We start from the raw sequence: 22,331 nt of genomic DNA, 5'->3' as shown, positions 1-22,331 counted from the left end.
CTTCAGAATGTCTGACTTCAGAATGAGCGCCACAGCGCAAACACGAGCAGTGTGTAGAACGCCGCGAGAATATCGTCGACCATCACGCCGTAGCCGCCGCGCACGCCAAAACCCTTGAGCGAGCGATCGTAGTAGCGGATGGGCGCGGGTTTGACCATGTCAAAGAAGCGGAACCAGAGGAACGCCGCGAACTGGCCCCCCAGCGTGGTCGGCGTGACGAAGGCCAGCACCAGCCAGAACGCCACCATCTCGTCCCACACCATGGCGCCGTGATCGGCCACGCCCAGGTCGCGCGCGGTACGGGCGCACGCCCAGATGCCGATCACGAAGCCAATGGCGGCGATCAGCAGCCAAGCCGGCCCCGGAATCCAGCGCGCGAACACAACGTAGATCAGCCACGCATACAGCGTCCCCGCCGTGCCCGGCATGATGGGCGACAGGCCAGAGCCGAACCCTAGCGCCAGGATGCGAGCGGGATGGCCGAACATGAAGCGCGCCGTCGGGCGGCGGACCTGTGCGGTCTGCCCGGCTTCGAGGATCACGGTTTCAGGCTGGCCCGGCGCACCGGAAGAGGAGGGGGGCGGAAACGGGGTGGAAGACATCATGAGGCGGAAGAGAAATGATCGAAGCTGCCGTGCGTGAAGGTGACCGGCGCGCCTTGGGCGTCAACCAGGCGCAGGCCGGCTTCGGCATCGATGCGGCCGACGCGTGTGACGGCCACCCCGGCGCGCTGGCCCGCTTCGAGCACGGCATGCCGTGCGTCGGCGGGGGCAGTGAAGCAGAGTTCGTAGTCGTCGCCGCCGGCCAGCGTGCACTGCAGCTGGAGCGCTGGAGATTGCGCGGCCAGCGTGGCGGAACGTGGTACGTGATCCACAACGATCGTCGCTCCGACACGCGATTGCGCGAGGATGTGGCCCAGATCGCCCAACATGCCGTCCGATACATCGAGCGCCGCCCGGGCGATGCCGCGCAGCGCCAAGCCGAGGGCCACGCGTGGGGTCGGCATGTCCATGCGGGGCTGCACCTGGGCGAGCGCTTCGGGCGCGAGCGACCACTCGTTGCGCAGGGCACCCAGCGCGAGTCGTGCGTCCCCAACGGTCCCGGAAACCCACAGATCATCGCCCGGGCGGGCGGCGTCGCGGCGGAGTGCCACTGCGGCAGGGACATCCCCAAACACGGTCAGGCTGAGCGTCAGCGGCCCGCGCGTGGTATCCCCGCCGATGAGTTCGCAGTGGAAAGCATCCGCCAGCGCGAGCAGGCCTTCAGAAAACGGCTTGAGCCAAGCGGGATTGGCCTCCGGCAACGCCAAGGCCAGCGTAAAGGCGCGGGGCTCGGCGCCCATGGCGGCCAGATCCGACAGGTTGACGGCCAGCGCTTTATGGCCAAGTGCGCGTGGCTCCGCATCCGCAAAGAAATGGCGGCCCGCGACCAGCATGTCGGTGGAAATCGCCAGTTCGTGCCCGGGACGGGCGCCGAGGAGCGCGCAGTCATCGCCCACGCCCAGGATCGCTTTTCGCGTGGGGCGCGTGAAATAGCGGCGGATCAGCCCGAATTCGGATAATTCGGCAGCGCGATCGGAGGCGTTCGTGGAATCGGCGGGCTTGGACACGGCAGCGGCGATGGATAAGGTGGGGCAAGCCCGATGGTGCCGTGACAGGACGGTGGAATATTGTAGCGAATGCGCACAGCAGTCCCACCCAAATTCCCGTTGTGAGATCGGTTTTCACTATATAAAATGACGGGCCCAAGGAGGCGGACCGTAGTCCCGAGACGCTCGTAAGGGTTTCGCGGCGGCCCGCTAGATGCGACGGCCGGCGCGCGCGCTGGCCACCCGATACGAGAGACACCCCATGACCACGGTGGATACCCAGCCTCAACAGCCCGCCCGCACGGATGAAGAACTCAAGGCGCAGCAACGCGCCGCCCTGCGTAAAGCCGCGCTGGAGTACCACGAGTTTCCGACCCCGGGCAAGATTTCCGTTACGCCGACCAAACCGCTGTCGAACCAGCGCGACCTGGCCCTGGCGTACTCCCCCGGCGTCGCCGCAGCGTGCGAAGAGATCGTTGAAGACGTTGCCAATTCCTTCCGTTACACCGCCCGCGGCAACCTCGTCGGCGTGGTGACCAACGGCACGGCCGTGCTCGGCCTGGGCGACATCGGCCCGGAAGCCTCGAAGCCGGTGATGGAAGGCAAGGCGGGCCTGTTCAAGAAGTTCGCCGGTATCGATGTGTTTGACATTGAGATCAACGAAAAAGACCCGCAGAAGCTGGTCGATATCATCGCCTCGCTGGAGCCGACCTTCGGCGGCATCAACCTGGAAGACATCAAGGCACCGGAGTGCTTTTTTGTCGAGCGCGAGTTGCGTAAGCGCATGAAGATCCCCGTCTTCCACGATGACCAGCACGGCACTGCCATCGTCGTGGGCGCGGGCATCACCAACGCGCTCAAGGTGGTCGGCAAGGATATCAAGAAGGTCAAGCTGGTGGCCTCGGGCGCGGGCGCTGCAGCGCTGGCCTGCCTGGACCTGCTGGTTGATCTGGGCCTGCCGCGCGAAAACATTTGGGTGACGGACCTGGCCGGCGTCGTCTACGAAGGCCGTACCGAACTGATGGACCCGGACAAGGCCGTCTTCGCGCAGAAGACTGACCTGCGCACGCTGGCTGAGGTGATCGACGGCGCTGACATCTTCCTGGGCCTGTCCGCCGCCGGCGTGCTCAAGCAAGACATGGTCAAGCGCATGGCCGACAAGCCGATCATCTTCGCGCTGGCCAACCCGAACCCGGAAATCCTGCCGGAGCTGGCCAAGGAAGTGCGCCCGGACGTCATCATGGGCACCGGCCGCACGGATTATCCGAACCAGGTCAACAACGTTCTGTGCTTCCCGTTCATCTTCCGCGGCGCGCTGGATGTGGGCGCGACCACCATCACGCGTGAGATGGAAGTCGCCGCCGTGCACGCCGTGGCCGAGCTGGCCCGCCAGGAGCAGAGCGACATCGTCGCCTCGGCCTACGGCATCCAGGACCTCTCGTTCGGCCCCGAATACCTGATTCCGAAGCCCTTCGACCCGCGCCTGATCGTCAAGATCGCGCCGGCCGTGGCACAGGCGGCCATGCTCTCGGGTGTGGCGCAGCGTCCGATCGAAGACATGGACGCCTACCGCCAGCACCTGCAGCAGTTCGTCTACCACTCGGGCACGCTGATGAAGCCGATCTTCTCGGCCGCCAAGAAGGTGCCGATGGAGCACAAGCGCATCGTCTTCGCCGAGGGTGAAGAAGAACGCGTGCTGCGCGCGGTGCAGCTCGTGGTGGACGAAAGGCTCGCCAACCCGATCCTGATCGGCCGCCCGGGCGTGATCGCGCACCGCATCGAGCGCTTCGGCCTGCGCCTGCGTGAAGGTGCCGATTTCACCATCATCAATCCGGAACACGACGAGCGCTTCCGCCAATACTGGGAAGCGTATTACCAACTGATGGCGCGCAAGGGCGTCACCCCGCAATACGCCAAGCTGGAAATGCGCCGCCGCTCCACGCTGATCGGCGCGATGATGATCCACAACGGCGAGGCCGACGGCATGATCTGCGGCACCGTCAGCAACACCGCCGCGCACCTGCGTTACATCGACCAAGTCATCGGCGGCACCAACTGCGTGTATGCCGCGATGAACGGCCTGGTGCTGCCGGGCCGTCAGATTTTCTTGGCGGATACTCACGTCAATGCCGATCCGAGCGCCGAGCAACTGGCCGAGATCACCATCATGGCGGCCGAAGAACTGTGCCGCTTCGGTATCAAGCCGAAGGTGGCGCTGGTGTCGCATTCGAACTTCGGTTCGTCGGAGGCGCCTTCTGCCGCCAAGATGCGCGAAACGCTTGCCATCCTGCGCGAACGTGCTCCGCAACTCGAAGTCGATGGCGAGATGCACGGTGATGCCGCGCTCGATCCGAAGCTGCGCAATGCGTTGGTGCCGGACTCCGCGCTGGAGGGCGAGGCCAACCTGTTGGTCATGCCCAACATTGACGCCGCCAACATCGCCTACAACCTGCTGAAGACGGCCGCCGGCAACAACATCGCCATCGGCCCGATCCTGCTGGGCGCCAAGAAGCCGGTGCATATCCTGACGCCGTCGGCCACCGTGCGACGCATCCTCAACATGACGGCCTTGACCGTTGTGGATGCGGCTGCACAAGCACAACGCTGATCGCCATTGCATGAGAAAAAAGGGAGCGCACGATGCTGCGCTCCCTTTTTTTGCCTGATAAGTTTGCGTGCGCTCACATTCATGCAAACTTAGTCAGTGTGTGGAAAAACCCTTCAGACTTTCACCGCCGGTTGATTGTTATCATCGATGAGCGTACCCTTACGGACTGAAGGGGTGCTTCTCAGCACATGAGGTCTGAACGGGGCCGGACGGGTTCAAAAATGCGGTTTTTCCGTACACACGTCTGACCAGGTTCACCTTATTCGGTGCGCGCAATAGGTTGGTTTGCAGGCAGAAGGATTCCCCAAGTCTTCGGCAGTCGCCCGACTTGTCATTCCCTGCCAAGCCTCTCACGCATTGAGCCGCTTCGCTTTCAGCTGCAAACCGGCTGTCCGGTTTCCATTGGACAGCCACCTGCGCTTGTGACCTGCGCCGGGCTCCGTTCGGCGCGATTCTCCCGTTAGGGCCTGCTGATGACAAAGCGACTTGGGGCGTGGATCGGCCGCTCCGTATCTCGGGCGATGGCGCGTGGTGCGCTGGCGACAACGCTTGCGTTGTCGATGGCTGGCTTGTCCGCGCATGCGGTTGCCCGGGACACCACCGGCATGGCCGTCGCCGCGGGAACCATTCGCGCGGCGGAGCTGCCCAATGAGGCGCAGCGCACGCTGGCACTGATCGAGCAGGGCGGCCCGTTCCCGTATGCAAAAGATGGCACCACGTTCGGCAACTATGAGCGACGTTTGCCTGCGCAGCGGCGTGGTTACTACCACGAATACACCGTCAAGACGCGGGGCGCGCGCAACCGGGGCGCCAGGCGCATTATCTGCGGCGGCGATCAGCAGGCGGCCAACGACTGCTATTACACGGAAGATCACTACAACAGTTTTCAACGGATACAGCGATGACGACCAACATGTTTGGGCTGGACGACTCGCTCACCGCACGCGATGAACGCGTGGCACGCGAGACGTGGCACAAAGCGCAGAATCTGTATGACGGCGTGGTGGGGATGCAAGCCCTGAGCGCACGCGTTGGGGGCGCGGCGGCTAAACCGCAGCAGAACATCATGACGCAGGACACTACCAAGACGGACGACGACGGAGGTCGCGAAGACGCCATGAACCTGTTCAAGACGGTGCGTCCGAATATCGTGCAATCGATCCGCGCGTTCCGCGTGGCGGACTTGGCCGAATCGGCGGCCAGCCTTGGGCAGCATTTCCTGTATGCCAACTGCGCTGCCGCGACAACCAAGAGCGAAGTGCTCGACGTGATCGCACGCGAGTTCCTGTTCCCGAAGCACTTCGGCAAGAACTTCGACGCGCTGGCCGATTGCCTGACCGACATGATCTACAAGGCCGGTCCGCAGCCAGGCTTCGTGATCGTGCTTGAGGGCTTGCCGTGCCAGCCGAAGTTCGACAAGGAAGCGCGCGAGGTGCTGCTGGACGTGTTCCGCGATGCAGCCGAGTTCTGGGCCGAGCGCAAGGTGCAGTTCCGCGTGTTCTACTCGTTCGCGTGACGTTGTTGGCGGATTGGTCGGCGTAAGCGTAAAAAAGCCCGCAATTGCGGGCTTTTTGCTTGTGGGTGGGGCCGTTCAGGCTGCCGGTAGCGTGCCTTGCGGCGTGAGGTGGTTCACCGCTTCAGGCAGGCCTTCGGCAAGCTGGTTGGCGAGGTCCCCTTCGTTGATGCCGAAGTGGGCGGCCAATTTTGATACTTCCTCCAGCGCGCCCGTGCTGCTCAACGCCTGGGTGATCTGCTCGCCCGACACCGGCAGGTTCTGGCCGTTGCCGATCCAGGATTTGACCTGCTCGCCTAGGCCGGCTTGCTCCAGGATCTGCTGCAGCGGGCCGAGGCCACCTGCGGCAGCTTGATCCGCATTCCCGTTACCGCCGCCGAGCAGGCCGCCGAGCAGGCCACCAAGGCCTCCGGCTCCGCCTGCGCCGCCGAGCAGGCTACCCAGCGCACCGGCGCCACCTGCCGCGCCCAGCAAGCCACCCAAGGAGCCGAACAGGCCGCCGCCCTGATCCTGCTGTTGCGCGGCGTCGCCGGCGTCTGGCGTCTTGCCGTGCTTCATCGCCAGGTAGGCCAGCACGCCCACGGCCAGCAGCACCTTCTTGTTGCCCAGCAAGGACGATTGCGCGCCGCTGGCGTCATTGCCGCCGAGAATCGAATCGAGTAGACCCATGGTGAAGCTCCTTTGGTCGGTGGCGGGAGGGGGAAGGGGTCCGCCGTTGGGATCAAACAGTCAGTGTTTCGGCATTGGAAATCAGAACTCGCCAAGCACGGCGTGCAGCGCGGAGACGGCAACCAGCGCTGCCGATTCCGTTCTCAGAATACGTCGCCCGAGTGTCAGCGGTAAGAAACCGGCGGCCTCGGCAAGCGCCTCTTCGTCGGGCGACAGACCGCCCTCGGGGCCGATCAGTAGAACGATGCCGGCGCCCTCGATGCGCGCACGCGATTGTGCTGCCCATTGCGTGAGCGACTGGGCGCCGCGCGGCGACAGCAATACGCGCGGCGCGGCGGTCGCCTTGGCGGCGGCCAGCCATTCGCGCAACGTGGAGACGGGTGCGACGTTCGGCACGCGCGCACGGCCGCATTGCTCGCAGGCCGCCTGCACCAGCGCTTGCCAGTGCTGCACGCGCTTGACGGCGCGCTCGCCCGAGAGGCGCACCACGCCGCGCTCGGTCTGCAGCGGGGCGACGGCGTGCACGCCCAGTTCGACGGCCTTCTCGATCAGCCAGTCCATCTTGTCGCCGCCGGCAATGCCTTGCGCGAGCGTGATGGCGTAGCGCGCTTCGGTGTTGGGCTGCGTGGCATCGGCGAGGTTGGCGGTGGCGTCGCGCTTGTTGATGGCGTCCAGCCGCGCGTGGAATTCGTCGCCGGAGCCGTCGAACAGGCAGATGTCATCGCCGACGGCCAGGCGCAGCACATGGATGTGGCGCGTGACGGCCTCGGGCAGCGTGACGGTGGTGTGGGGCGCGAGCGGCGTGTCGACGAAAAAGCGGGGAAGCCCCATGTGAAGCGGTCCTTATGGTGAAGCCTGTCTTACGATCAACCGATCAACCGATCAAGCGGCGGCGGGACGGTGGGCGAGGCCCCAGCGATAGCCGTCGGGGTCGCGCACGGCAGCGTAGCGCTCGCCCCAGAAGGCGTCGTGCGGCGCCATGATGGACGCAGCCCCCTGGTCCAGCGCCTGCTGGTAGATGGCGTCGACATCGTCGCAGTACAGGTGAAAGCTCTGCGGGCATTCGAAGCCCGCGCTGGCCGGGGCCTTGGCCGTGGAGCCGAAGACGCCCTCGGGTGCGAACATCAGCATCAACTCATTTTGGTAGGCCATCTCGACATGGATGGGGCGGCCATGGTCCTGCACTTCGTCCTGCACGCTGAAGCCAAAGGCGTTGCGATAGAAGGCGATGGCGGCGGATGCGTCGCGCACGGTCAGGTACGGGACGAGCCACGGGGTGTTGGCGGGGCGGGGGAAGCTCATGGCGGGCTCTTTTCAATCGGAAAACGCCGGACACCTAGTGTAGAGCGCCGACTACGCCACAATCAAAAAGAAATCAAAACAGAGCATACACACTGCGCTGCGGCGCTCGCAGAAAGCGGCCAGCCAAGTCATCCCCGTCTGGTAAAATCGCGGTTTTCCCGCCTTCCGCCATTTTCCTGCCGCAGGTTCGCATGACCGCCCCCGCACTCCACTCGAATACCACCCAGCCTACCCAGCTGATGGCCAACGCCATCCGCGTGCTTGCCATGGACGCCGTCCAGCAGGCCAACTCCGGTCACCCCGGCGCGCCGATGGGCATGGCAGACATCGCCGTGGCACTGTGGAGCCGCCATCTGCGGCACAACCCGCTGAACCCGCGCTGGCCCGACCGTGACCGCTTCGTGCTGTCCAACGGCCACGGTTCGATGCTGATTTACGCGCTGCTGCACCTGACCGGCTACGACCTGCCGATGTCGGAGCTGAAGAACTTCCGCCAGCTGCACAGCAAGACCGCCGGCCACCCGGAATACGGCATTACCCCTGGCGTTGAGACGACGACCGGCCCGCTGGGCCAGGGCATCACCAACGCCGTCGGCATGGCGCTGGCCGAACGCCTGCTGGGTCAGGAGTTCAACCGCCCGGGCTTCGACATCGTCAACCACCACACCTACGTCTTCCTGGGCGACGGCTGCCTGATGGAAGGCATCAGCCACGAAGCCTGCTCGCTGGCCGGCACACTGGGCCTGAACAAGCTGATCGCGCTGTGGGATGACAACGGCATCTCGATCGACGGCGAGGTTGTCCACTGGTTCAACGACGACACCCCGAAGCGTTTCGAAGCCTACGGTTGGAACGTGATCCGCGCCGTGGACGGCCACAATGTTGACGCTGTTGACGCTGCCATTGCCGAAGCCAAGAAGTCGAACAAGCCGACGCTGATCTGCTGCCGCACCGTGATCGGCAAGGGCGCGCCCAACAAGGAAGGCGGTCACGACGTGCACGGCGCACCGCTGGGCGGCGTGGAAATCGCTGCCGCGCGCGAAGCGCTGGCTTGGCCGCACGCTCCGTTCGAAGTGCCGCAAGCCGTGTACGACGCGTGGGATGCCAAGGGCCAGGGCCAGGCAGTGGAAAAGGCCTGGAACGCACTGTTCGATGCGTACTCCGAGCGCCACCCGGCCGAAGCCGAACAATTCGAGCGCCGCATGCGTGGCGAACTGCCGGCGAGCTTCGAAAAAGCTGTCGACGAGTTCATCGAGAAGTGCGAACTCAAGGCCGAGACCATCGCCACCCGCAAGGCCAGCCAGAATACGCTGGAAGCTTACGGCCCGGTGCTGCCCGAGTTGCTTGGCGGCTCGGCCGACCTGACCGGCTCGAACCTGACGAACTGGAGCGGCAGCAAGGCCGTGCGCGTGGATGCCTGGGGCAACCACATCAACTATGGTGTGCGCGAGTTCGGCATGAGCGCCATCATGAACGGCATCGCGCTGCACGGTGGCTACATTCCGTACGGCGGCACGTTCCTGACGTTCTCCGACTACAGCCGCAACGCCCTGCGCATGGCCGCGCTGATGAAGATCCGCTCGATCTTCGTCTTCACGCATGACTCCATCGGCCTGGGCGAAGACGGCCCGACGCACCAGTCGATCGAGCACGTTGCCAGCCTGCGCCTGATCCCGAACATGGATGTCTGGCGCCCGGCCGATACCACCGAAACCGCCGTCGCCTGGGCCGCCGCCATCGAGCGTCAGCACGGTCCGAGCAGCCTGATCTTCAGCCGCCAGAACCTGCCGTTCCAGGCGCGCAACCCGGCCACGCGCGAAGCCATCGCACGCGGCGGCTACGTGCTGCGTGATGCGGCCAACGGCAAGCCGGACGTGGTCATCATCGCCACCGGTTCGGAAGTCGGCCTGGCAGTCGGCGCGGCAGATCAACTCGCCGCCGAGGGCATCCACGCCCGCGTGGTGTCGGTACCGGCGACCACCGTATTCGACAAGCAGGACTCGGCCTACAAGGCCAGCGTGCTGCCGCACGGCGTGCCGCGCATTGCCGTGGAAGCCGGCGTGACGGACTTCTGGTGGAAGTACCAGGTGCAGGCCGTGGTCGGCATCGACACGTTCGGTGAGTCGGCCCCGGCGGGCGTGCTGTTCAAGCACTTCGGCTTCACCGTCGAGAACGTGGTGAACACCGCCAAGAGCGTCATTGCCTAACTGAATTTGCGTACGCGGCACCCACGAGGTGCCGCGTTGGTTTGTATCGCATCGTCGATTTCTTTTCTGCTATCAGGAGACTGACCATGACCATCAAGATCGGCATCAACGGCTTCGGCCGCATCGGACGCATGGTGTTCCGCGCCGCCATCGCCAACTTCAAGGACGTCGAAGTCGTTGCCATCAACGACCTGCTCGAGCCCGACTACCTGGCGTACATGCTCAAGTACGACTCGGTGCATGGCCGCTTCGACGGTGAAGTGGCGGTCGACGGCAACACGCTCGTCGTCAACGGCAAGAAGATCCGCCTGACTGCCGTGAAGGACCCGGCCGAGCTGAAGTGGGGCGAAGTCGGCGCTGACGTGGTGATCGAATCGACCGGCATCTTCCTGACCAAGGAAGGCGCACAGAAGCACATCGACGCGGGCGCCAAGAAGGTGATCATGTCGGCGCCGTCGAAGGACGACACCCCGATGTTCGTGTTCGGCGTGAACCACGAGTCGTACAAGGGCGAAGCGATCATCTCGAACGCCTCTTGCACGACCAACTGCCTGGCACCGGTTGCCAAGGTGCTGAACGACAAGTGGGGCATCAAGCGCGGCCTGATGACCACCGTGCACGCTGCCACCGCCACGCAGAAGACCGTGGACGGCCCGTCGAACAAGGACTGGCGCGGCGGCCGCGGCATCCTGGAAAACATCATCCCGTCCTCCACGGGCGCTGCCAAGGCCGTGGGCGTGGTGATCCCGCAGCTCAACAAGAAGCTGACGGGTATGTCGTTCCGTGTGCCGACCTCCGACGTGTCGGTGGTCGACCTGACTGTTGAGTTGGAAAAGTCGGCCTCGTACGAAGAAATCTGCGCCGAAATGAAGGCACAGAGCCAGGGCGCACTGAAGGGCGTGCTGGGCTACACCGAAGACAAGGTCGTGGCCACGGACTTCCGCGGCGATGCACGCACCTCGATCTTCGACGCTGAAGCCGGCATCGCGCTGGACGGCACGTTTATCAAGGTCGTGAGCTGGTACGACAACGAGTGGGGCTACTCGAACAAGTGCCTGGAAATGGCTCGCGTGGTGGCCAAGTAAGCCCTCGCTGTTGCAGTCGGAAGAACGCGCCTACGGGCGCGTTTTTTCATGGGGCCGAGTTGCGTGCAAGGCGCACGCGCCCCTGTAGGAGCAGGGCCGGGCTTTGGAGCCGGCAAACGGCGATTGTTATACGCCGTGAAGAAAACGTTTGCTTATGGCTAAAATTTGCGTTTGGGCCCCAGGAATTTCCTTTGAAAAACGGGTTCCAGTCCGTACACTGAACAATTACTACATTGTGATGTGACGCGTGTTTCGGTCGTATCCGATCCATTGCCTCGGCAATGGTAATCTTCCAGTCTCCCAACGTGTTTGAGCCAAGGCGTCCCATGGTCAACGTCGACACCAAGCTGCTGGTGATATTTGTTGAGCTCCTCAGTAAGCGCAACGCCACCTACGTGGCTGAAAAGATGCACATGACTGCGCCGGCCGTGTCTCACTCGCTGGGCCGCTTGCGCGAGATCTTCGATGACCCTCTCTTCATCCGCGTGCCGCACGGCCTGACGCCCACACCCAAGGCGCTCGAACTGGGCCCCAAGGTGCGTGAGATGCTTGACCTCTGGGCCGCCATCAACGAAGGCGACATCGCCACGTTCGAGCCGGCCGAAGCCACGGGCACGTTCAACATCAGCTTTGCAGGTACGCTGGGCGACGCGCTGTTCGATCGCTTCCTGTTGCGCATCAAGCGGCTGGCGCCGGCGCTGCAGGTGCGCTTGACTGAATCCTCGTCGTGGGAAGCCGATGTGGCTGCCATGCGGGCCAACGAGCTGGATCTGGCGTTCTCACCGTTCCCCACCCGCCACTCCGAAATCATGGAAGAGGTCGTGACCTCCTTCAACATGTGGGTCTGCGCGCGCAAGGGGCATCCGATTCTCGCCGATCGCTGCACGCTCGAGCAGTACCTCGATTGCGAGCACATCTTCATCGCGCAGGGCAGCCCCGGCAGCCGTGTGGCGCCATCGCTCATTCCGCTGGACTACGCCCTGCAGCAGCGCGGCCTCAAACGCAACTCGACCATGACCGTGCACAGCTGGCGCACACAGGGCGAGGTTGCCGCGCAGACCGACATGATCTTCACGGTCAACTCGCTGATGAAGGATCTGGTGTGCAAGATGTACGACCTCAACGCGTTCCCGCTGCCGGCGGAGCTTGAGACCGTGCTGGGCTTGAACATGCTGTGGCATCGCAGCCGTAACACGCACCCCATGCTGGTGTGGGCGCGACAACTCTTCAAGCAGGTCGTGGCGGAATACACGGGTCAGGCGTCGGGCGCACCGGCGCATCCGTCGCTGCATGCCAATGAGTCGGGCAAGCCCGACAAGGGTGACGCAGAAAAGGAGGGTGAGGCGCGGCTGTCCGCGTAATGCCTGCCACCCGTTCCCAGCGCAATGAAAAACGGCCGCAGACGATGCGGCCGTTTGCTTTTGCGTTGGTGCTTCAGCGTTTCGGGCGATGCGGGCAGGCTTCCTTCGTGCAGTTACCGTAGAGTGACAACGCGTGCTCCTGCAGCGCAAAGCCGCGCGCGCGGGCGATGCTTTGCTGACGTTGCTCGATCTCGGCGTCAAAAAATTCTTCCACGCGACCGCAATCGAGGCACACCAGGTGATCGTGGTGCTTGCCTTCGTTCAGTTCGTAGATCGCCTTGCCGGATTCAAAGTTGTTGCGCGACAGCAGGCCCGCTTGCTCGAATTGCGTCAACACGCGGTAGACCGTGGCCAGGCCAATGTCCATGTGTTCGGCGAGCAGGATGCGGTACACGTCTTCAGCGCTCATGTGGCGCTCATCGCTGGTCTGAAAGATCTCGAGGATCTTCAACCGCGGCACCGTGGCTTTCAGACCGATGTTCTTGAGGTCTGCAGGACTCGGCATGCGCCAGGCTCCCTAGAGTACAATGTTCGGATATTCCAATCATAAGGGTTTTGGCGGCAAAAGTCCTATCGACGGGCTTGCCCGATGTGCCTGGGCCGTCGCCAAATCCTCCCGTACCGGGCCTACCCGGAACCGTTTGAAGGCCGATCGCTCATGACCTTTTCTTTTGCGCGCAGTCCTGTCCGTTTTGCCCATGTCGCCCGTCGTGGCGGCCTGTTGGTGGGTGCCGTGCTCGCTGCGTCGGCGTTGCTGGCCGGATGCGGCACATATGACAGCACCACGCGCAAGATCGCCAATGCCATCACGCCGTATCGCATCGATATCGTGCAGGGCAACTTCGTGTCGCGCGAACAGGCTGCGCAGCTCAAAGAGGGCATGACGCGCGATCAGGTGCGCTTCGTGCTCGGCACGCCGCTGCTGACCGACATGTTCCACGCCAACCGCTGGGACTACATCTTCTCGTTCAAGCGCGGCAATACGAACGTGGTGCAGGAGCGCAAGCTGACGGTCTGGTTTGACGGCGATCGCCTGGCCAAATGGGCCGGTGCAGAAGAGCTGCCGTCCGAGCAGGAGTTGATTGCCGAAATCGACGGCATCAAACGCCCGAAGAAGGATGCCGCCGAGGCCGCCGCCGCGGCCGGTGCAGCCCCCGCGGCGCGCGCACCGTCGATTCCGTCGGCCGAAGTGAGTGACCGTGTGCAGTCGACCACCGGTTCCAAGAACAACGTGGACCTGACCTTGCCCGAACGCCGCACCGGCGGTGGCAGTACCGATACCAGCGTTCCGCCGCCGGCCACCCAATCGCAGTGAAGGCCCTGCAGCGCGCGTAGCCAGCGCACCGGCATACCATCTTCGAGCGAGCGGCGGACGGGTTCCGCCGCTTGTGCGTTCTACAGACTGATTTCTCTTTTTGCAGCTTTTTCGCTTCCACCGACATGAAAATCGCGATTGCAGGCGCTTCGGGCCGCATGGGCCAGATGCTGATCGACACTGTACTGCGCACGCCGGGCGTCACGCTGGGCGCTGCGCTGGACCGCCCGGGCAGCGATGCCGTAGGCCAGGATGCTGGCGTCAAGCTGGGCAAGGCCACCGGTGTGATTGTTACCGACGACGTGCGCGCGGGGCTCTCCCAGGCGGATGTGCTAATCGACTTCACCCGCCCGGATGCGACGATCAATCACCTGAACATTGCGCGTGAGGTGGGCACTGGCGTGGTGATCGGCACGACCGGCTTCACCGCCGAGCAGAAGGCCAGCTTCAAGACCTACGGCGAATCGATCGGCGTGGTCTGGGCGCCGAACATGAGCGTGGGCGTGAACGCCACCTTCAAGCTGATCGAGCTGGCCGCGAAAATCCTGGCACAGGGCTACGACGTCGAGATCATCGAGGCGCACCACAAGCACAAGGTCGATGCGCCGTCGGGCACCGCACTCAAGCTGGGCGAGGTCGTGGCCGAGGCGCAGGGCACCAAGCTGGCGGACCGCGCCGTCTATGCCCGTGAGGGTGAAACCGGCCCGCGCGAGCTCGGCACCATCGGCTTTGCCACCGTGCGCGGCGGCGATATCGTGGGCGATCACACGGTGCTATTTGCCGGCGAGGGGGAGCGCATCGAAATCACGCATCGCTCCAATACGCGCCAGTCGTACGCCGAAGGTGCCGTACGCGCCGCGGTGTTCGTGGCCGGCAAGAAGGGTTTGTACGACATGAACGACGTGCTCGGCCTGTAAGTCAGGCGGGCAGAGGTCAGTCAACAAAGCGGGCGCCGGCAGGCCTGTCCGGCGTCTTTTTGCAGCGTCGCCATCGCCCGGATGGGGTGGGTGGCGACGGTATAATCGGGCCTTTTCCGTTATTCACTCCGGTTGCGCGCGCACTGTGCCGCAACTGCAATCGCCGGGGGCATCCTGGCGTACCGTCACCATGCAAGACAAATACTCCCCGTCCGACGTCGAACAGCAGGCCCAGCAACACTGGCAGGCCCTGGATGCCTATCGTGTGACCGAACACGCGCGCGCTGCTGACGGCTCGGACAAGCCCAAGTTCTACGCCTGCTCGATGCTGCCGTATCCGTCGGGCAAGCTGCACATGGGCCACGTGCGCAACTACACGATCAATGACGTGATGACGCGTCAGTTGCGCATGAAGGGGTACAACGTGCTGATGCCGATGGGCTGGGACGCCTTCGGCATGCCGGCGGAAAACGCGGCGCTCAACAACGGCGTGGCACCGGCCGCCTGGACCTACGACAACATCGCTTACATGAAGAAGCAGATGCAGTCGATGGGCTTGGCGATCGACTGGTCGCGCGAGGTTGCCACCTGCGACCCGGACTACTACCGCTGGAACCAGTGGCTGTTCCTGAAGATGCTCGAGAAGGGCATCGCCTACCGCAAGACCGGCACCGTCAACTGGGACCCGGTGGACCAGACCGTGCTCGCCAACGAGCAGGTGATCGACGGGCGCGGCTGGCGCTCGGGCGCGGTGGTGGAAAAGCGCGAGATCCCGATGTACTACCTGGGCATCACCAAATATGCGCAGGAGCTGCTCTCCGACCTCGACCCGCTGGGCTGGCCCGAGCGCGTCAAGCTGATGCAGCAGAACTGGATCGGCAAGAGCGAAGGTGTGCGCTTCGCCTTCCCGCACAGCATCCTTGGCGATGGCGGCAAGCTGATCAACGACGGCAAGCTGTACGTCTTCACCACGCGCGCCGACACCATCATGGGCGTCACCTTCTGCGCCGTGGCCGCCGAGCACCCGATCGCTACGCACGCTGCGCAGACTAACCCCGCGCTCGCCGCGTTCATCGACGAATGCAAGCACGGCAGCGTCATGGAAGCCGACATGGCGACCATGGAAAAGAAGGGCATGCCGACGGGCCTGACGGTCACGCACCCGCTCACGGGCGAATCCGTGCCGGTGTGGGTGGGCAACTACGTGCTGATGACCTACGGCGACGGCGCCGTGATGGGCGTGCCCGCGCACGATGAACGCGACTTCGCCTTCGCCAACAAGTACGGCTTGCCGATCAAGCAAGTGATCGACGTGAAGGGCCAGCCGTACGACACGACCACCTGGGCCGAGTGGTACGGTGACAAGGAACACGGCGTGCTGTTCCACAGCGGCAAGTACGACGGCCTGAACTATCAACAAGCCGTCGATGCCGTGGCCGCTGACCTGGCCGCCAAGGGCCTCGGCGAAAAGAAGACCACCTGGCGCCTGCGCGACTGGGGTATCAGCCGCCAGCGCTACTGGGGCACGCCGATCCCGCTGATCCATTGCGAAAGCTGCGGCGTCGTGCCGGTGCCCGAGCAGGACCTGCCGGTGCGCCTGCCCGAAGACCTCGTGCCGGACGGCACGGGCAACCCGCTCGCCAAGGACCCGCGCTTCCTGGAATGCACGTGCCCGTCGTGCGGCAAGCCCGCGCGCCGCGAGACGGACACGATGGATACCTTCATCGATTCGTGCTGGTACTACATGCGCTACACGTGCCCGGACGGCGCCACCATGGTCGACGCCCGCAACGATTACTGGATGCCGATGGACCAGTACATCGGTGGCATCGAGCACGCGATCCTGCACCTGCTGTACGCGCGCTTCTGGACCAAGGTCATGCGTGACCTGGGCCTGGTCAAGTTCGACGAGCCGTTCACCAACCTGCTCACGCAGGGCATGGTGCTCAACGAGACGTACTACCGCGAAGACGCCTCGGGCAAGAAGCAGTGGATCAACCCGGCCGACGTGGATGTGCAGACCGACGAACGCGGCCGTCCGGTCGGTGCCACGCTCAAGGCCGACGGCCAGCCGGTGGTGATCGGCGGTGTGGAGAAGATGTCGAAGTCGAAGAACAACGGCATCGACCCGCAAGCGCTGATCGACCAGTACGGTGCCGACACCGCGCGCCTGTTCACCATGTTCGCCGCACCACCCGAGCAGCAGCTCGAGTGGAACGACGCCGGTGTGGAAGGCGCGTCGCGTTTCCTGCGCCGCCTGTGGAACTTTGGCGTGGCGCATGGCAATGCGATTCGTGCCGGCCACGGCAACGGCGTCGTCGCTGGCGCAACGGATGCGGACCGCGCACTGCGCCGCGAGCTGTACACGGTGCTCAAGCAAGCCAACTACGACTACGAGCGCCTGCAGTACAACACCGTCGTCTCTGCGACGATGAAGATGCTCAACGCGCTGGAAGGCGCCAAGGACGCCGGCGCCGATGCGCGCCGTGAAGGCCTCGGCATCCTGCTGCGCGTGCTGTACCCGGTGGTGCCGCACATCACCCACGTGCTGTGGGCGGAACTGGGCTACGCCGGTGCGTTTGGCGATCTGCTCGACGCCCCGTGGCCGCAGGTCGACGAAGGCGCGCTGGTGCAGAGCGAGATCGAACTCGTGCTGCAGGTCAACGGCAAGGTGCGCGGCAGCATCGTCGTGCCGGCCGATGCCGACCGCGCCGCCATCGAGGCCATCGCCGCCAAGGACGAAGCGGTCCAGAAATTTGCTGAAGGCAAACCGCCCAAGAAGATCATCGTGGTGCCGGGCCGTCTGGTGAACGTGGTGGCCTGAGCGTTGCTCGCCATCCCACTCAAGGAACGCATGGTTATGTCGTTGTCCCGTCGTCGCTCGTCCCGCCGCACTTTCGGCCGCGCTGTCTTTGCCCTGGTGGTTGCGCTGCCGGCGCTGTCCGCCTGCGGCTTCCATATGCGCGGGAATACCGACTTCGCCTTCAAGAAACTGTACATCAACCTGCCGCAGAATTCGCAGATGCGCGCGCAGTTGCGCCGGCTGATCGACAATGGCTCCGACACCGTCATCGTGTCGGACAAGAAAGACGCCGATGCGCTGCTCGATGTGCTGGCCGAAGACCGCGTGAAGACCATCTCGTCGCTCACGCCGCAGGGCGTGGTGCGCGAGTACCGCATCACGTATCGCTTCCGCTTCCAGTTGCGCGATGCGCACGACAACCTGCTGATCCCGCCGTCGGAGATCACGCAGTTCCGTGATCTCTCGTACAACGAAACGCAGGTGCTCGCCAAGGATTACGAAGAAGCGGCACTCTACCGCGACATGCAGGGCGACACGATCAACCAGCTCGTGCGGCGCCTTGCTGCCGTGAAGCTGCCGTCGTAAGCGGCAAGCACGCCATGCAACTGCGGCTCGACGCGCTCGAAGGGCATCTCAAGCAGGCCGCTGCCAAGGGCCTGGCGCCGCTGTACGTGGTACACGGCGACGAACACCTGCTCGTGCTCGAAGCCGTCGATGCGCTGCGCCAGGCCGCGCGTGCGCAGGGTTTCTCCGAACGCGAGGTGATGAGCGTTGAGCGCGGCTTTTCGTGGTCGAAGGTGACGGAGGCCCAGCAATCGATGTCGCTGTTCGGGGATCGCAAGATCGTCGAACTGCGTATTCCCTCCGGCAAGCCCGGCAAGGACGGCGGCGAGGCCCTGCGTGCGCTGGCCTCGGGCACGTCCTCGGGCCCTGCGACCGACACCATCACGCTGATCACGCTGCCGCGCCTGGATTTTGCGACCGCCAAGTCGGCATGGTTTGCGGCGCTGGAAGGCGCGGGTGTCTCGATCAAGGTCGATTCGGTCGACCGCACCAAACTGCCCGGTTGGATTGGCGAGCGTCTCGCCCGTCAGCAGCAGCGCGTGGAACCCGGTGAGCCTGGCCGACGTGCCCTGCAGTTCATCGCCGACCGTGTGGAAGGCAACTTGCTGGCGGCACATCAAGAGATTCAGAAGCTCGGCCTGCTGCACCCGCCGGGCGTGCTGACGTTCGACGATGTGCACGATGCGGTGCTCAACGTGGCGCGCTACGACGTGTTCAAGCTGTCCGAAGCCATGCTGGCCGGCGATGTGCCGCGCCTGGTGCGCATGCTCGAAGGGCTGCGTGGCGAGGGAGAGGCCACGGTGCTGGTACTCTGGACGTTGACCGAAGAAATTCGCGTATTATCAAAAATCGCCTCGAGCGCGGCTCAAGGCAAGCCGGTGGCCTCGATGCTCCGTGAGTTGCGGGTCTGGGGCCCGCGCGAACGGTTGGTGCCGCAGGCGGCGCAACGGCTGTCCCAGCGCGAGCTCGAAGGCGCGCTTGCCATGGCTGCCAAGCTGGATCGGCAAGTCAAGGGCTTGCGCGAACCATCGCTGCCGGCCGAGCCGTGGGATGGCTTGCTGCAACTGGCAATGCGCATCGCGCGGCCGGGCAGCCTTCCGATTCCGGCGTAGTCGGCGCGAACGGCCGCAAGGCTCCCATTGTCCTCACACTGAATTCGCCGGCACATCGCCGGCCGCGATCATCATGAAGCAGCTCGACGTGAACGAATACATGGCCCTGGTTGGCCGTCAGGCGCGTGTCGCCTCGCGCGGCATGGCGCGCGCCGGCGCCGCGCAGAAGAACCGCGCGCTCTTGCATATCGCCGCCGCAGTCCGCCGTGACGCCGCCAGGTTGAAAGAGATCAACGCCCGCGACGTCGAGCGCGCCCGCGCCAACGGCCAGGACGCTGCCTTCATCGACCGCCTCACGCTCACCGACCGCGCCATCGACACCATGGCCGCCGGATTGGAGCAGATCGCCGCGCTGCCGGATTTGATTGGCGAGATCAGCAACATGAAGTTCCGCCCGACCGGCATCCAGGTCGGCCAGATGCGTGTGCCGCTGGGCGTGATCGGCATCATCTACGAGTCGCGTCCGAACGTGACGGTCGACGCTGCGGCGCTGTGCATCAAGTCGGGCAACGCGACCATCCTGCGCGGTGGCTCTGAAGCGATCGAATCGAATGGCGCACTGGCGGCGCTCATCGAAGAAGGGTTGGCCGATGCCGGCTTGCCCGCCAACGCGGTGCAGGTGGTGGCCACCACGGACCGCGCCGCCGTCGGCAAGCTGATCACCATGACGGAGTACGTCGACGTGATCGTGCCGCGCGGCGGCAAGAGCCTGATCGCGCGCCTGATGGAAGAGGCGCGCGTGCCGATGATCAAGCACCTGGACGGTATCTGCCACGTTTACATCGACGTTGATGCCGACATCGAGAAGGCCGTGCGCGTATGCGACAACGCCAAGACGCAGCGCTACGCGCCATGCAACACGATGGAAACGCTGCTCGTGCAACGCGACATCGCAGCACGCGCGCTGCCGCCGCTGGTGAAGATCTATCAAGACAAGGGCGTCGAACTGCGCGTCTGCCCGGCCACGCGCGCCACGCTGGAAGCCGCCGGCTTCGGCAATCTGAAAGACGCCGTCGAAGCCGACTGGCATACCGAATACCTTGCGCCGATCCTGGCGATTCGTACGGTGGACGGCCTGGACGCCGCCATCGAGCACATCAACATCTACGGCTCGGCGCACACCGATTCGATCATCACCGAGAACTATTCGACCGGTATGCGCTTCCTGCGCGAGGTCGATTCGGCCAGCGTGATGATCAATGCGTCCACGCGCTTTGCCGATGGTTTCGAATACGGCCTGGGCGCGGAGATCGGTATCTCCAATGACAAGCTGCACGCGCGCGGGCCGGTGGGATTGGAGGGGCTGACCTCGCTCAAGTACGTCGTGTTCGGACACGGCGAGATTCGTACCTGATCTGACGCCACATGCGCGCCGCCACGAGCGGCGCGCATTGCTTCTAACGAGAACAACACATGCTCTGGGTCAAAGCCTTTCATATCGTCTTCGTCGCATCGTGGTTTGCCGGCTTGTTCTACCTGCCGCGCATCTTCGTCAACCTCGCGATGGAAACCGAGCGCGCGGCCATTACGCGCCTGCTGATCATGGCGCGCAAGCTGTTCCGCTTCACGACCATGCTGGCGATCGTCGCCATTCTGCTGGGCTTGTGGCTGCTCTTCGGCTATCGCATTGGCCTGACGCCGCCCAATGGCTGGATGCACGCCAAGCTGGCGCTGGTGCTGGTGACGATCGGCTACCACCACGGCTGCGGCGTGCTGCTGCGCAAATTCGAGGCGGGTGCCAACAAGCGCTCGCACACTTTCTACCGCTGGTTCAATGAACTGCCGGTGCTGCTGCTGCTGGCGATCACGATTCTTGTCGTGGTCAAGCCGTTCTGATTTTCTGGTTTTCCAATGGCAACTGCTTACTTCGCGCCGTGCCCCCGTGGGCTGGAACAGGCGCTGGCCGACGAACTGGCCGAAATCTCGATCCGCCCCGAGGTGGATGAGCTGGCCGCGTTCGAGGTGGGCCGCACCGTGCCGGGCGGCGTGCACTTCTTCGGCACGCAGGGCGCGGCGTATGCCGTCAACCTGCATAGCCGCATCGCCAGTCGGGTGCTGATGCGACTGGCCTCGCGCGGGTATCGGTCGGAAGACGATATCTACGCGCTGGCCGCCGCACAGCGCTGGGAAGACTACTTCACGCCCGACGAAATGATCCGCGTGGACGTGACCGCGCACAAATCGCCACTGCAGAGCCTGAAGTTTGTCGGCCTGCGCGTGAAGGACGGCGTCTGCGACCGCTTCCGCCAGCGCACCGGCGCGCGCCCCAGCGTCGATACCGTCTCGCCCGACGTGCGCATCTACGCGTATCTGACCGAGACCGACTGCACGATCTACCTCGACACCACCGGCGAGCCGCTCTTCAAGCGCGGCTGGCGCCAGGAAAAGGGCGAAGCGCCGCTGAAGGAAAACCTGGCGGCGGGCATCCTGCGCCTGACCGGCTGGACGGGCGCGCAAGGCGTGCCGTTCTACGACCCGATGTGCGGTAGTGGCACGTTCCTCATCGAAGCTGCGCAACGCGCCCTGGGCATTGCGCCGGGCGGCCAGCGCGCCTTCGCGTGCGAGTGGCTGCAGGGCCACGATGCCAAGTGCTTCAAGCGCCTGCGCCAAGCCGCCGCCGATGCCGCCGCCGCAGCCATGCGCCGATCGCCGCCACTGGTAGCCGGGGCCGACATCTCCACCGACATGCTCGCCTATGCCACCGCCAACTGGCAGCGCGCTGGCCTGCCCGGCGAGCCGATGCTCAAGCAGGTCGATGCGCGTTTCGGCAAGCCGCCGTTCGAAGCTGCCGGTGTGCTGCTGATGAACCCGCCGTACGGCGAGCGCATCGCCGTGCGGGGTGCGCAGGGCTCACGCCGTCGTCGGCCGGAAGGCGAGGAGGACGGCACCGTGTTCGAGCGCGCCAGCCGCGCGATGGGTGCCCCGCGCGATGATGGTCGCCACTCCGTGCGCGAGCAACGCCAGCCCGAGCCGCCGCCGCCCGTCGATCCACAGGAAGAGGCCGCTGCCAACGAGTTCGCCCAGGCGTTTGCCGGTACGCTCAAGCGCGAGTTCGCGGGGTGGAAGGCGTTCGTCTTCACGGGCGATCTCTCGATGCCGCGCCGCATGCGGCTGAAGGAGTCGCAGCGCACGCCGCTCTACAACGGCAACATCGAGTGTCGCCTGTTCCGTTTCGACATGGTGAAGGGCGGCATGCGGGACCGCCCCGAACGCGCCGCCAAGGGCGACGCCTCAAGCGACAACGCCGAAGCGTAAAGCTCCGGCGTTGCGTGCAAAACCAGCAGGAG

Annotated in this window: 20 protein-coding genes; 14 read left to right on the top strand and 6 right to left on the bottom strand. The window is 64.5% G+C overall.

From position 1 onward, the window contains the following. Window positions 1-17 precede the first annotated feature (17 nt). Window positions 18-605 carry a phosphatidylglycerophosphatase A family protein gene (locus tag NG900_RS18030; RefSeq protein ID WP_252682729.1) on the bottom strand — a complete coding sequence of 196 codons (588 nt, stop codon included), beginning with the start codon at window positions 603-605 and terminating at the stop codon, window positions 18-20. After that, window positions 602-1,609 (bottom strand): thiamine-phosphate kinase, encoded by a 1,008-nt coding sequence (thiL, locus tag NG900_RS18025; RefSeq protein WP_252682728.1) that lies wholly within the window; start codon window positions 1,607-1,609, stop codon window positions 602-604. The genes NG900_RS18030 and thiL overlap by 4 nt, the downstream gene beginning before the upstream one ends. 241 nt (window positions 1,610-1,850) lie before the next feature. Here thiL and NG900_RS18020 point away from each other — a divergent pair, with 241 nt between their 5' ends. The 3 genes from NG900_RS18020 to NG900_RS18010 all read left to right on the top strand — a co-directional run bounded on the left by NG900_RS18020 (window position 1,851) and on the right by NG900_RS18010 (window position 5,712). Then, window positions 1,851-4,196: an NADP-dependent malic enzyme gene (locus tag NG900_RS18020; protein ID WP_252682727.1), complete on the top strand. Its 2,346-nt coding sequence runs from the start codon at window positions 1,851-1,853 to the stop codon at window positions 4,194-4,196. Window positions 4,197-4,669: 473 nt separating this feature from the next. Continuing rightward, complete coding sequence (locus NG900_RS18015) at window positions 4,670-5,101, top strand: ribonuclease (RefSeq protein ID WP_252682726.1); 432 nt, start codon at window positions 4,670-4,672, stop codon at window positions 5,099-5,101. Beyond that, entirely contained in the window at window positions 5,098-5,712 is a 615-nt protein-coding gene (locus NG900_RS18010; RefSeq protein ID WP_252682725.1) for a barstar family protein, read from the top strand. Before NG900_RS18015 ends, NG900_RS18010 begins: the two co-directional genes overlap by 4 nt. A gap of 75 nt (window positions 5,713-5,787) precedes the next feature. Here the strand turns inward: NG900_RS18010 and NG900_RS18005 are convergent, their stop codons facing one another. The 3 genes from NG900_RS18005 to NG900_RS17995 all read right to left on the bottom strand — a co-directional run bounded on the left by NG900_RS18005 (window position 5,788) and on the right by NG900_RS17995 (window position 7,680). After that, window positions 5,788-6,378 (bottom strand): YidB family protein, encoded by a 591-nt coding sequence (locus NG900_RS18005; RefSeq protein WP_252682724.1) that lies wholly within the window; start codon window positions 6,376-6,378, stop codon window positions 5,788-5,790. An 81-nt stretch (window positions 6,379-6,459) separates the two neighbouring features. Then, window positions 6,460-7,209 carry a 16S rRNA (uracil(1498)-N(3))-methyltransferase gene (locus tag NG900_RS18000; RefSeq protein ID WP_252682723.1) on the bottom strand — a complete coding sequence of 250 codons (750 nt, stop codon included), beginning with the start codon at window positions 7,207-7,209 and terminating at the stop codon, window positions 6,460-6,462. 51 nt (window positions 7,210-7,260) lie between these two features. Beyond that, a complete protein-coding gene (locus NG900_RS17995) occupies window positions 7,261-7,680 on the bottom strand; it encodes a VOC family protein (protein WP_252682722.1) in 420 nt (139 codons plus the stop codon). Window positions 7,681-7,871: 191 nt separating this feature from the next. Here NG900_RS17995 and tkt point away from each other — a divergent pair, with 191 nt between their 5' ends. From tkt to NG900_RS17980, 3 genes are all read left to right on the top strand, one after another. Then, window positions 7,872-9,887, top strand: a complete 2,016-nt coding sequence (gene tkt / locus NG900_RS17990; RefSeq protein ID WP_252682721.1) for a transketolase — start codon at window positions 7,872-7,874, stop codon at window positions 9,885-9,887. 86 nt (window positions 9,888-9,973) lie between these two features. Next, window positions 9,974-10,972 (top strand): type I glyceraldehyde-3-phosphate dehydrogenase, encoded by a 999-nt coding sequence (gap, locus tag NG900_RS17985; protein WP_252682720.1) that lies wholly within the window; start codon window positions 9,974-9,976, stop codon window positions 10,970-10,972. Between the two features lie 326 nt (window positions 10,973-11,298). Continuing rightward, on the top strand, window positions 11,299-12,333 hold the full coding sequence (locus tag NG900_RS17980) for a LysR family transcriptional regulator (protein WP_252682719.1): 1,035 nt from the start codon (window positions 11,299-11,301) through the stop codon (window positions 12,331-12,333). 73 nt (window positions 12,334-12,406) lie between these two features. On the opposite strand, the gene fur is transcribed toward NG900_RS17980, so the two are convergent. Next, on the bottom strand, window positions 12,407-12,838 hold the full coding sequence (gene fur / locus NG900_RS17975) for a ferric iron uptake transcriptional regulator (protein WP_252682718.1): 432 nt from the start codon (window positions 12,836-12,838) through the stop codon (window positions 12,407-12,409). Between the two features lie 153 nt (window positions 12,839-12,991). Between fur and NG900_RS17970 the strand changes: the two genes are divergently transcribed. The 8 genes from NG900_RS17970 to NG900_RS17935 all read left to right on the top strand — a co-directional run bounded on the left by NG900_RS17970 (window position 12,992) and on the right by NG900_RS17935 (window position 22,299). Further along, entirely contained in the window at window positions 12,992-13,648 is a 657-nt protein-coding gene (locus NG900_RS17970) for an outer membrane protein assembly factor BamE (RefSeq protein WP_252682717.1), read from the top strand. 125 nt (window positions 13,649-13,773) lie between these two features. Further along, window positions 13,774-14,565, top strand: coding sequence for a 4-hydroxy-tetrahydrodipicolinate reductase (gene dapB, locus NG900_RS17965; protein ID WP_252682716.1), 792 nt, complete (start codon window positions 13,774-13,776; stop codon window positions 14,563-14,565). 190 nt (window positions 14,566-14,755) lie between these two features. Next, window positions 14,756-17,389 carry a leucine--tRNA ligase gene (gene leuS / locus NG900_RS17960; RefSeq protein WP_252682715.1) on the top strand — a complete coding sequence of 878 codons (2,634 nt, stop codon included), beginning with the start codon at window positions 14,756-14,758 and terminating at the stop codon, window positions 17,387-17,389. Window positions 17,390-17,425: 36 nt separating this feature from the next. Then, entirely contained in the window at window positions 17,426-17,953 is a 528-nt protein-coding gene (locus NG900_RS17955) for an LPS-assembly lipoprotein LptE (RefSeq protein WP_252682714.1), read from the top strand. 14 nt (window positions 17,954-17,967) lie between these two features. Beyond that, entirely contained in the window at window positions 17,968-19,044 is a 1,077-nt protein-coding gene (gene holA, locus NG900_RS17950) for a DNA polymerase III subunit delta (protein ID WP_252682713.1), read from the top strand. Window positions 19,045-19,117: 73 nt separating this feature from the next. Beyond that, window positions 19,118-20,398, top strand: coding sequence for a glutamate-5-semialdehyde dehydrogenase (locus NG900_RS17945; RefSeq protein WP_252682712.1), 1,281 nt, complete (start codon window positions 19,118-19,120; stop codon window positions 20,396-20,398). Between the two features lie 59 nt (window positions 20,399-20,457). Next, complete coding sequence (locus NG900_RS17940) at window positions 20,458-20,880, top strand: CopD family protein (protein WP_104657273.1); 423 nt, start codon at window positions 20,458-20,460, stop codon at window positions 20,878-20,880. A 15-nt stretch (window positions 20,881-20,895) separates the two neighbouring features. Continuing rightward, complete coding sequence (locus NG900_RS17935) at window positions 20,896-22,299, top strand: THUMP domain-containing class I SAM-dependent RNA methyltransferase (protein WP_252682711.1); 1,404 nt, start codon at window positions 20,896-20,898, stop codon at window positions 22,297-22,299. Window positions 22,300-22,331 lie beyond the last annotated feature (32 nt).

The organism is Ralstonia soli (assembly GCF_023955655.1).
GTDB lineage: Bacteria > Pseudomonadota > Gammaproteobacteria > Burkholderiales > Burkholderiaceae > Ralstonia > Ralstonia soli.
The sequence above is the reverse complement of the archived record's forward strand: the minus strand, read 5'-3'. Positions and strand labels throughout refer to the sequence as shown.

What these genes read in the sequence shown, in the direction of transcription:
- NG900_RS18010 (WP_252682725.1), top strand. Translation starts at nt 5,098, where the DNA reads ATGACGACCAACATGTTTGGGCTGGACGACTCGCTCACCGCACGCGAT.
- NG900_RS17970 (WP_252682717.1), top strand. Translation starts at nt 12,992, where the DNA reads ATGACCTTTTCTTTTGCGCGCAGTCCTGTCCGTTTTGCCCATGTCGCC.
- NG900_RS18000 (WP_252682723.1), bottom strand. Translation starts at nt 7,209, where the DNA reads ATGGGGCTTCCCCGCTTTTTCGTCGACACGCCGCTCGCGCCCCACACC.
- leuS (WP_252682715.1), top strand. Translation starts at nt 14,756, where the DNA reads ATGCAAGACAAATACTCCCCGTCCGACGTCGAACAGCAGGCCCAGCAA.
- gap (WP_252682720.1), top strand. Translation starts at nt 9,974, where the DNA reads ATGACCATCAAGATCGGCATCAACGGCTTCGGCCGCATCGGACGCATG.
- dapB (WP_252682716.1), top strand. Translation starts at nt 13,774, where the DNA reads ATGAAAATCGCGATTGCAGGCGCTTCGGGCCGCATGGGCCAGATGCTG.
- NG900_RS17935 (WP_252682711.1), top strand. Translation starts at nt 20,896, where the DNA reads ATGGCAACTGCTTACTTCGCGCCGTGCCCCCGTGGGCTGGAACAGGCG.
- NG900_RS18015 (WP_252682726.1), top strand. Translation starts at nt 4,670, where the DNA reads ATGACAAAGCGACTTGGGGCGTGGATCGGCCGCTCCGTATCTCGGGCG.
- tkt (WP_252682721.1), top strand. Translation starts at nt 7,872, where the DNA reads ATGACCGCCCCCGCACTCCACTCGAATACCACCCAGCCTACCCAGCTG.
- NG900_RS18030 (WP_252682729.1), bottom strand. Translation starts at nt 605, where the DNA reads ATGATGTCTTCCACCCCGTTTCCGCCCCCCTCCTCTTCCGGTGCGCCG.
- NG900_RS17955 (WP_252682714.1), top strand. Translation starts at nt 17,426, where the DNA reads ATGTCGTTGTCCCGTCGTCGCTCGTCCCGCCGCACTTTCGGCCGCGCT.
- NG900_RS17945 (WP_252682712.1), top strand. Translation starts at nt 19,118, where the DNA reads ATGAAGCAGCTCGACGTGAACGAATACATGGCCCTGGTTGGCCGTCAG.
- NG900_RS17980 (WP_252682719.1), top strand. Translation starts at nt 11,299, where the DNA reads ATGGTCAACGTCGACACCAAGCTGCTGGTGATATTTGTTGAGCTCCTC.
- NG900_RS18020 (WP_252682727.1), top strand. Translation starts at nt 1,851, where the DNA reads ATGACCACGGTGGATACCCAGCCTCAACAGCCCGCCCGCACGGATGAA.
- NG900_RS17940 (WP_104657273.1), top strand. Translation starts at nt 20,458, where the DNA reads ATGCTCTGGGTCAAAGCCTTTCATATCGTCTTCGTCGCATCGTGGTTT.
- NG900_RS18005 (WP_252682724.1), bottom strand. Translation starts at nt 6,378, where the DNA reads ATGGGTCTACTCGATTCGATTCTCGGCGGCAATGACGCCAGCGGCGCG.
- holA (WP_252682713.1), top strand. Translation starts at nt 17,968, where the DNA reads ATGCAACTGCGGCTCGACGCGCTCGAAGGGCATCTCAAGCAGGCCGCT.
- fur (WP_252682718.1), bottom strand. Translation starts at nt 12,838, where the DNA reads ATGCCGAGTCCTGCAGACCTCAAGAACATCGGTCTGAAAGCCACGGTG.
- NG900_RS17995 (WP_252682722.1), bottom strand. Translation starts at nt 7,680, where the DNA reads ATGAGCTTCCCCCGCCCCGCCAACACCCCGTGGCTCGTCCCGTACCTG.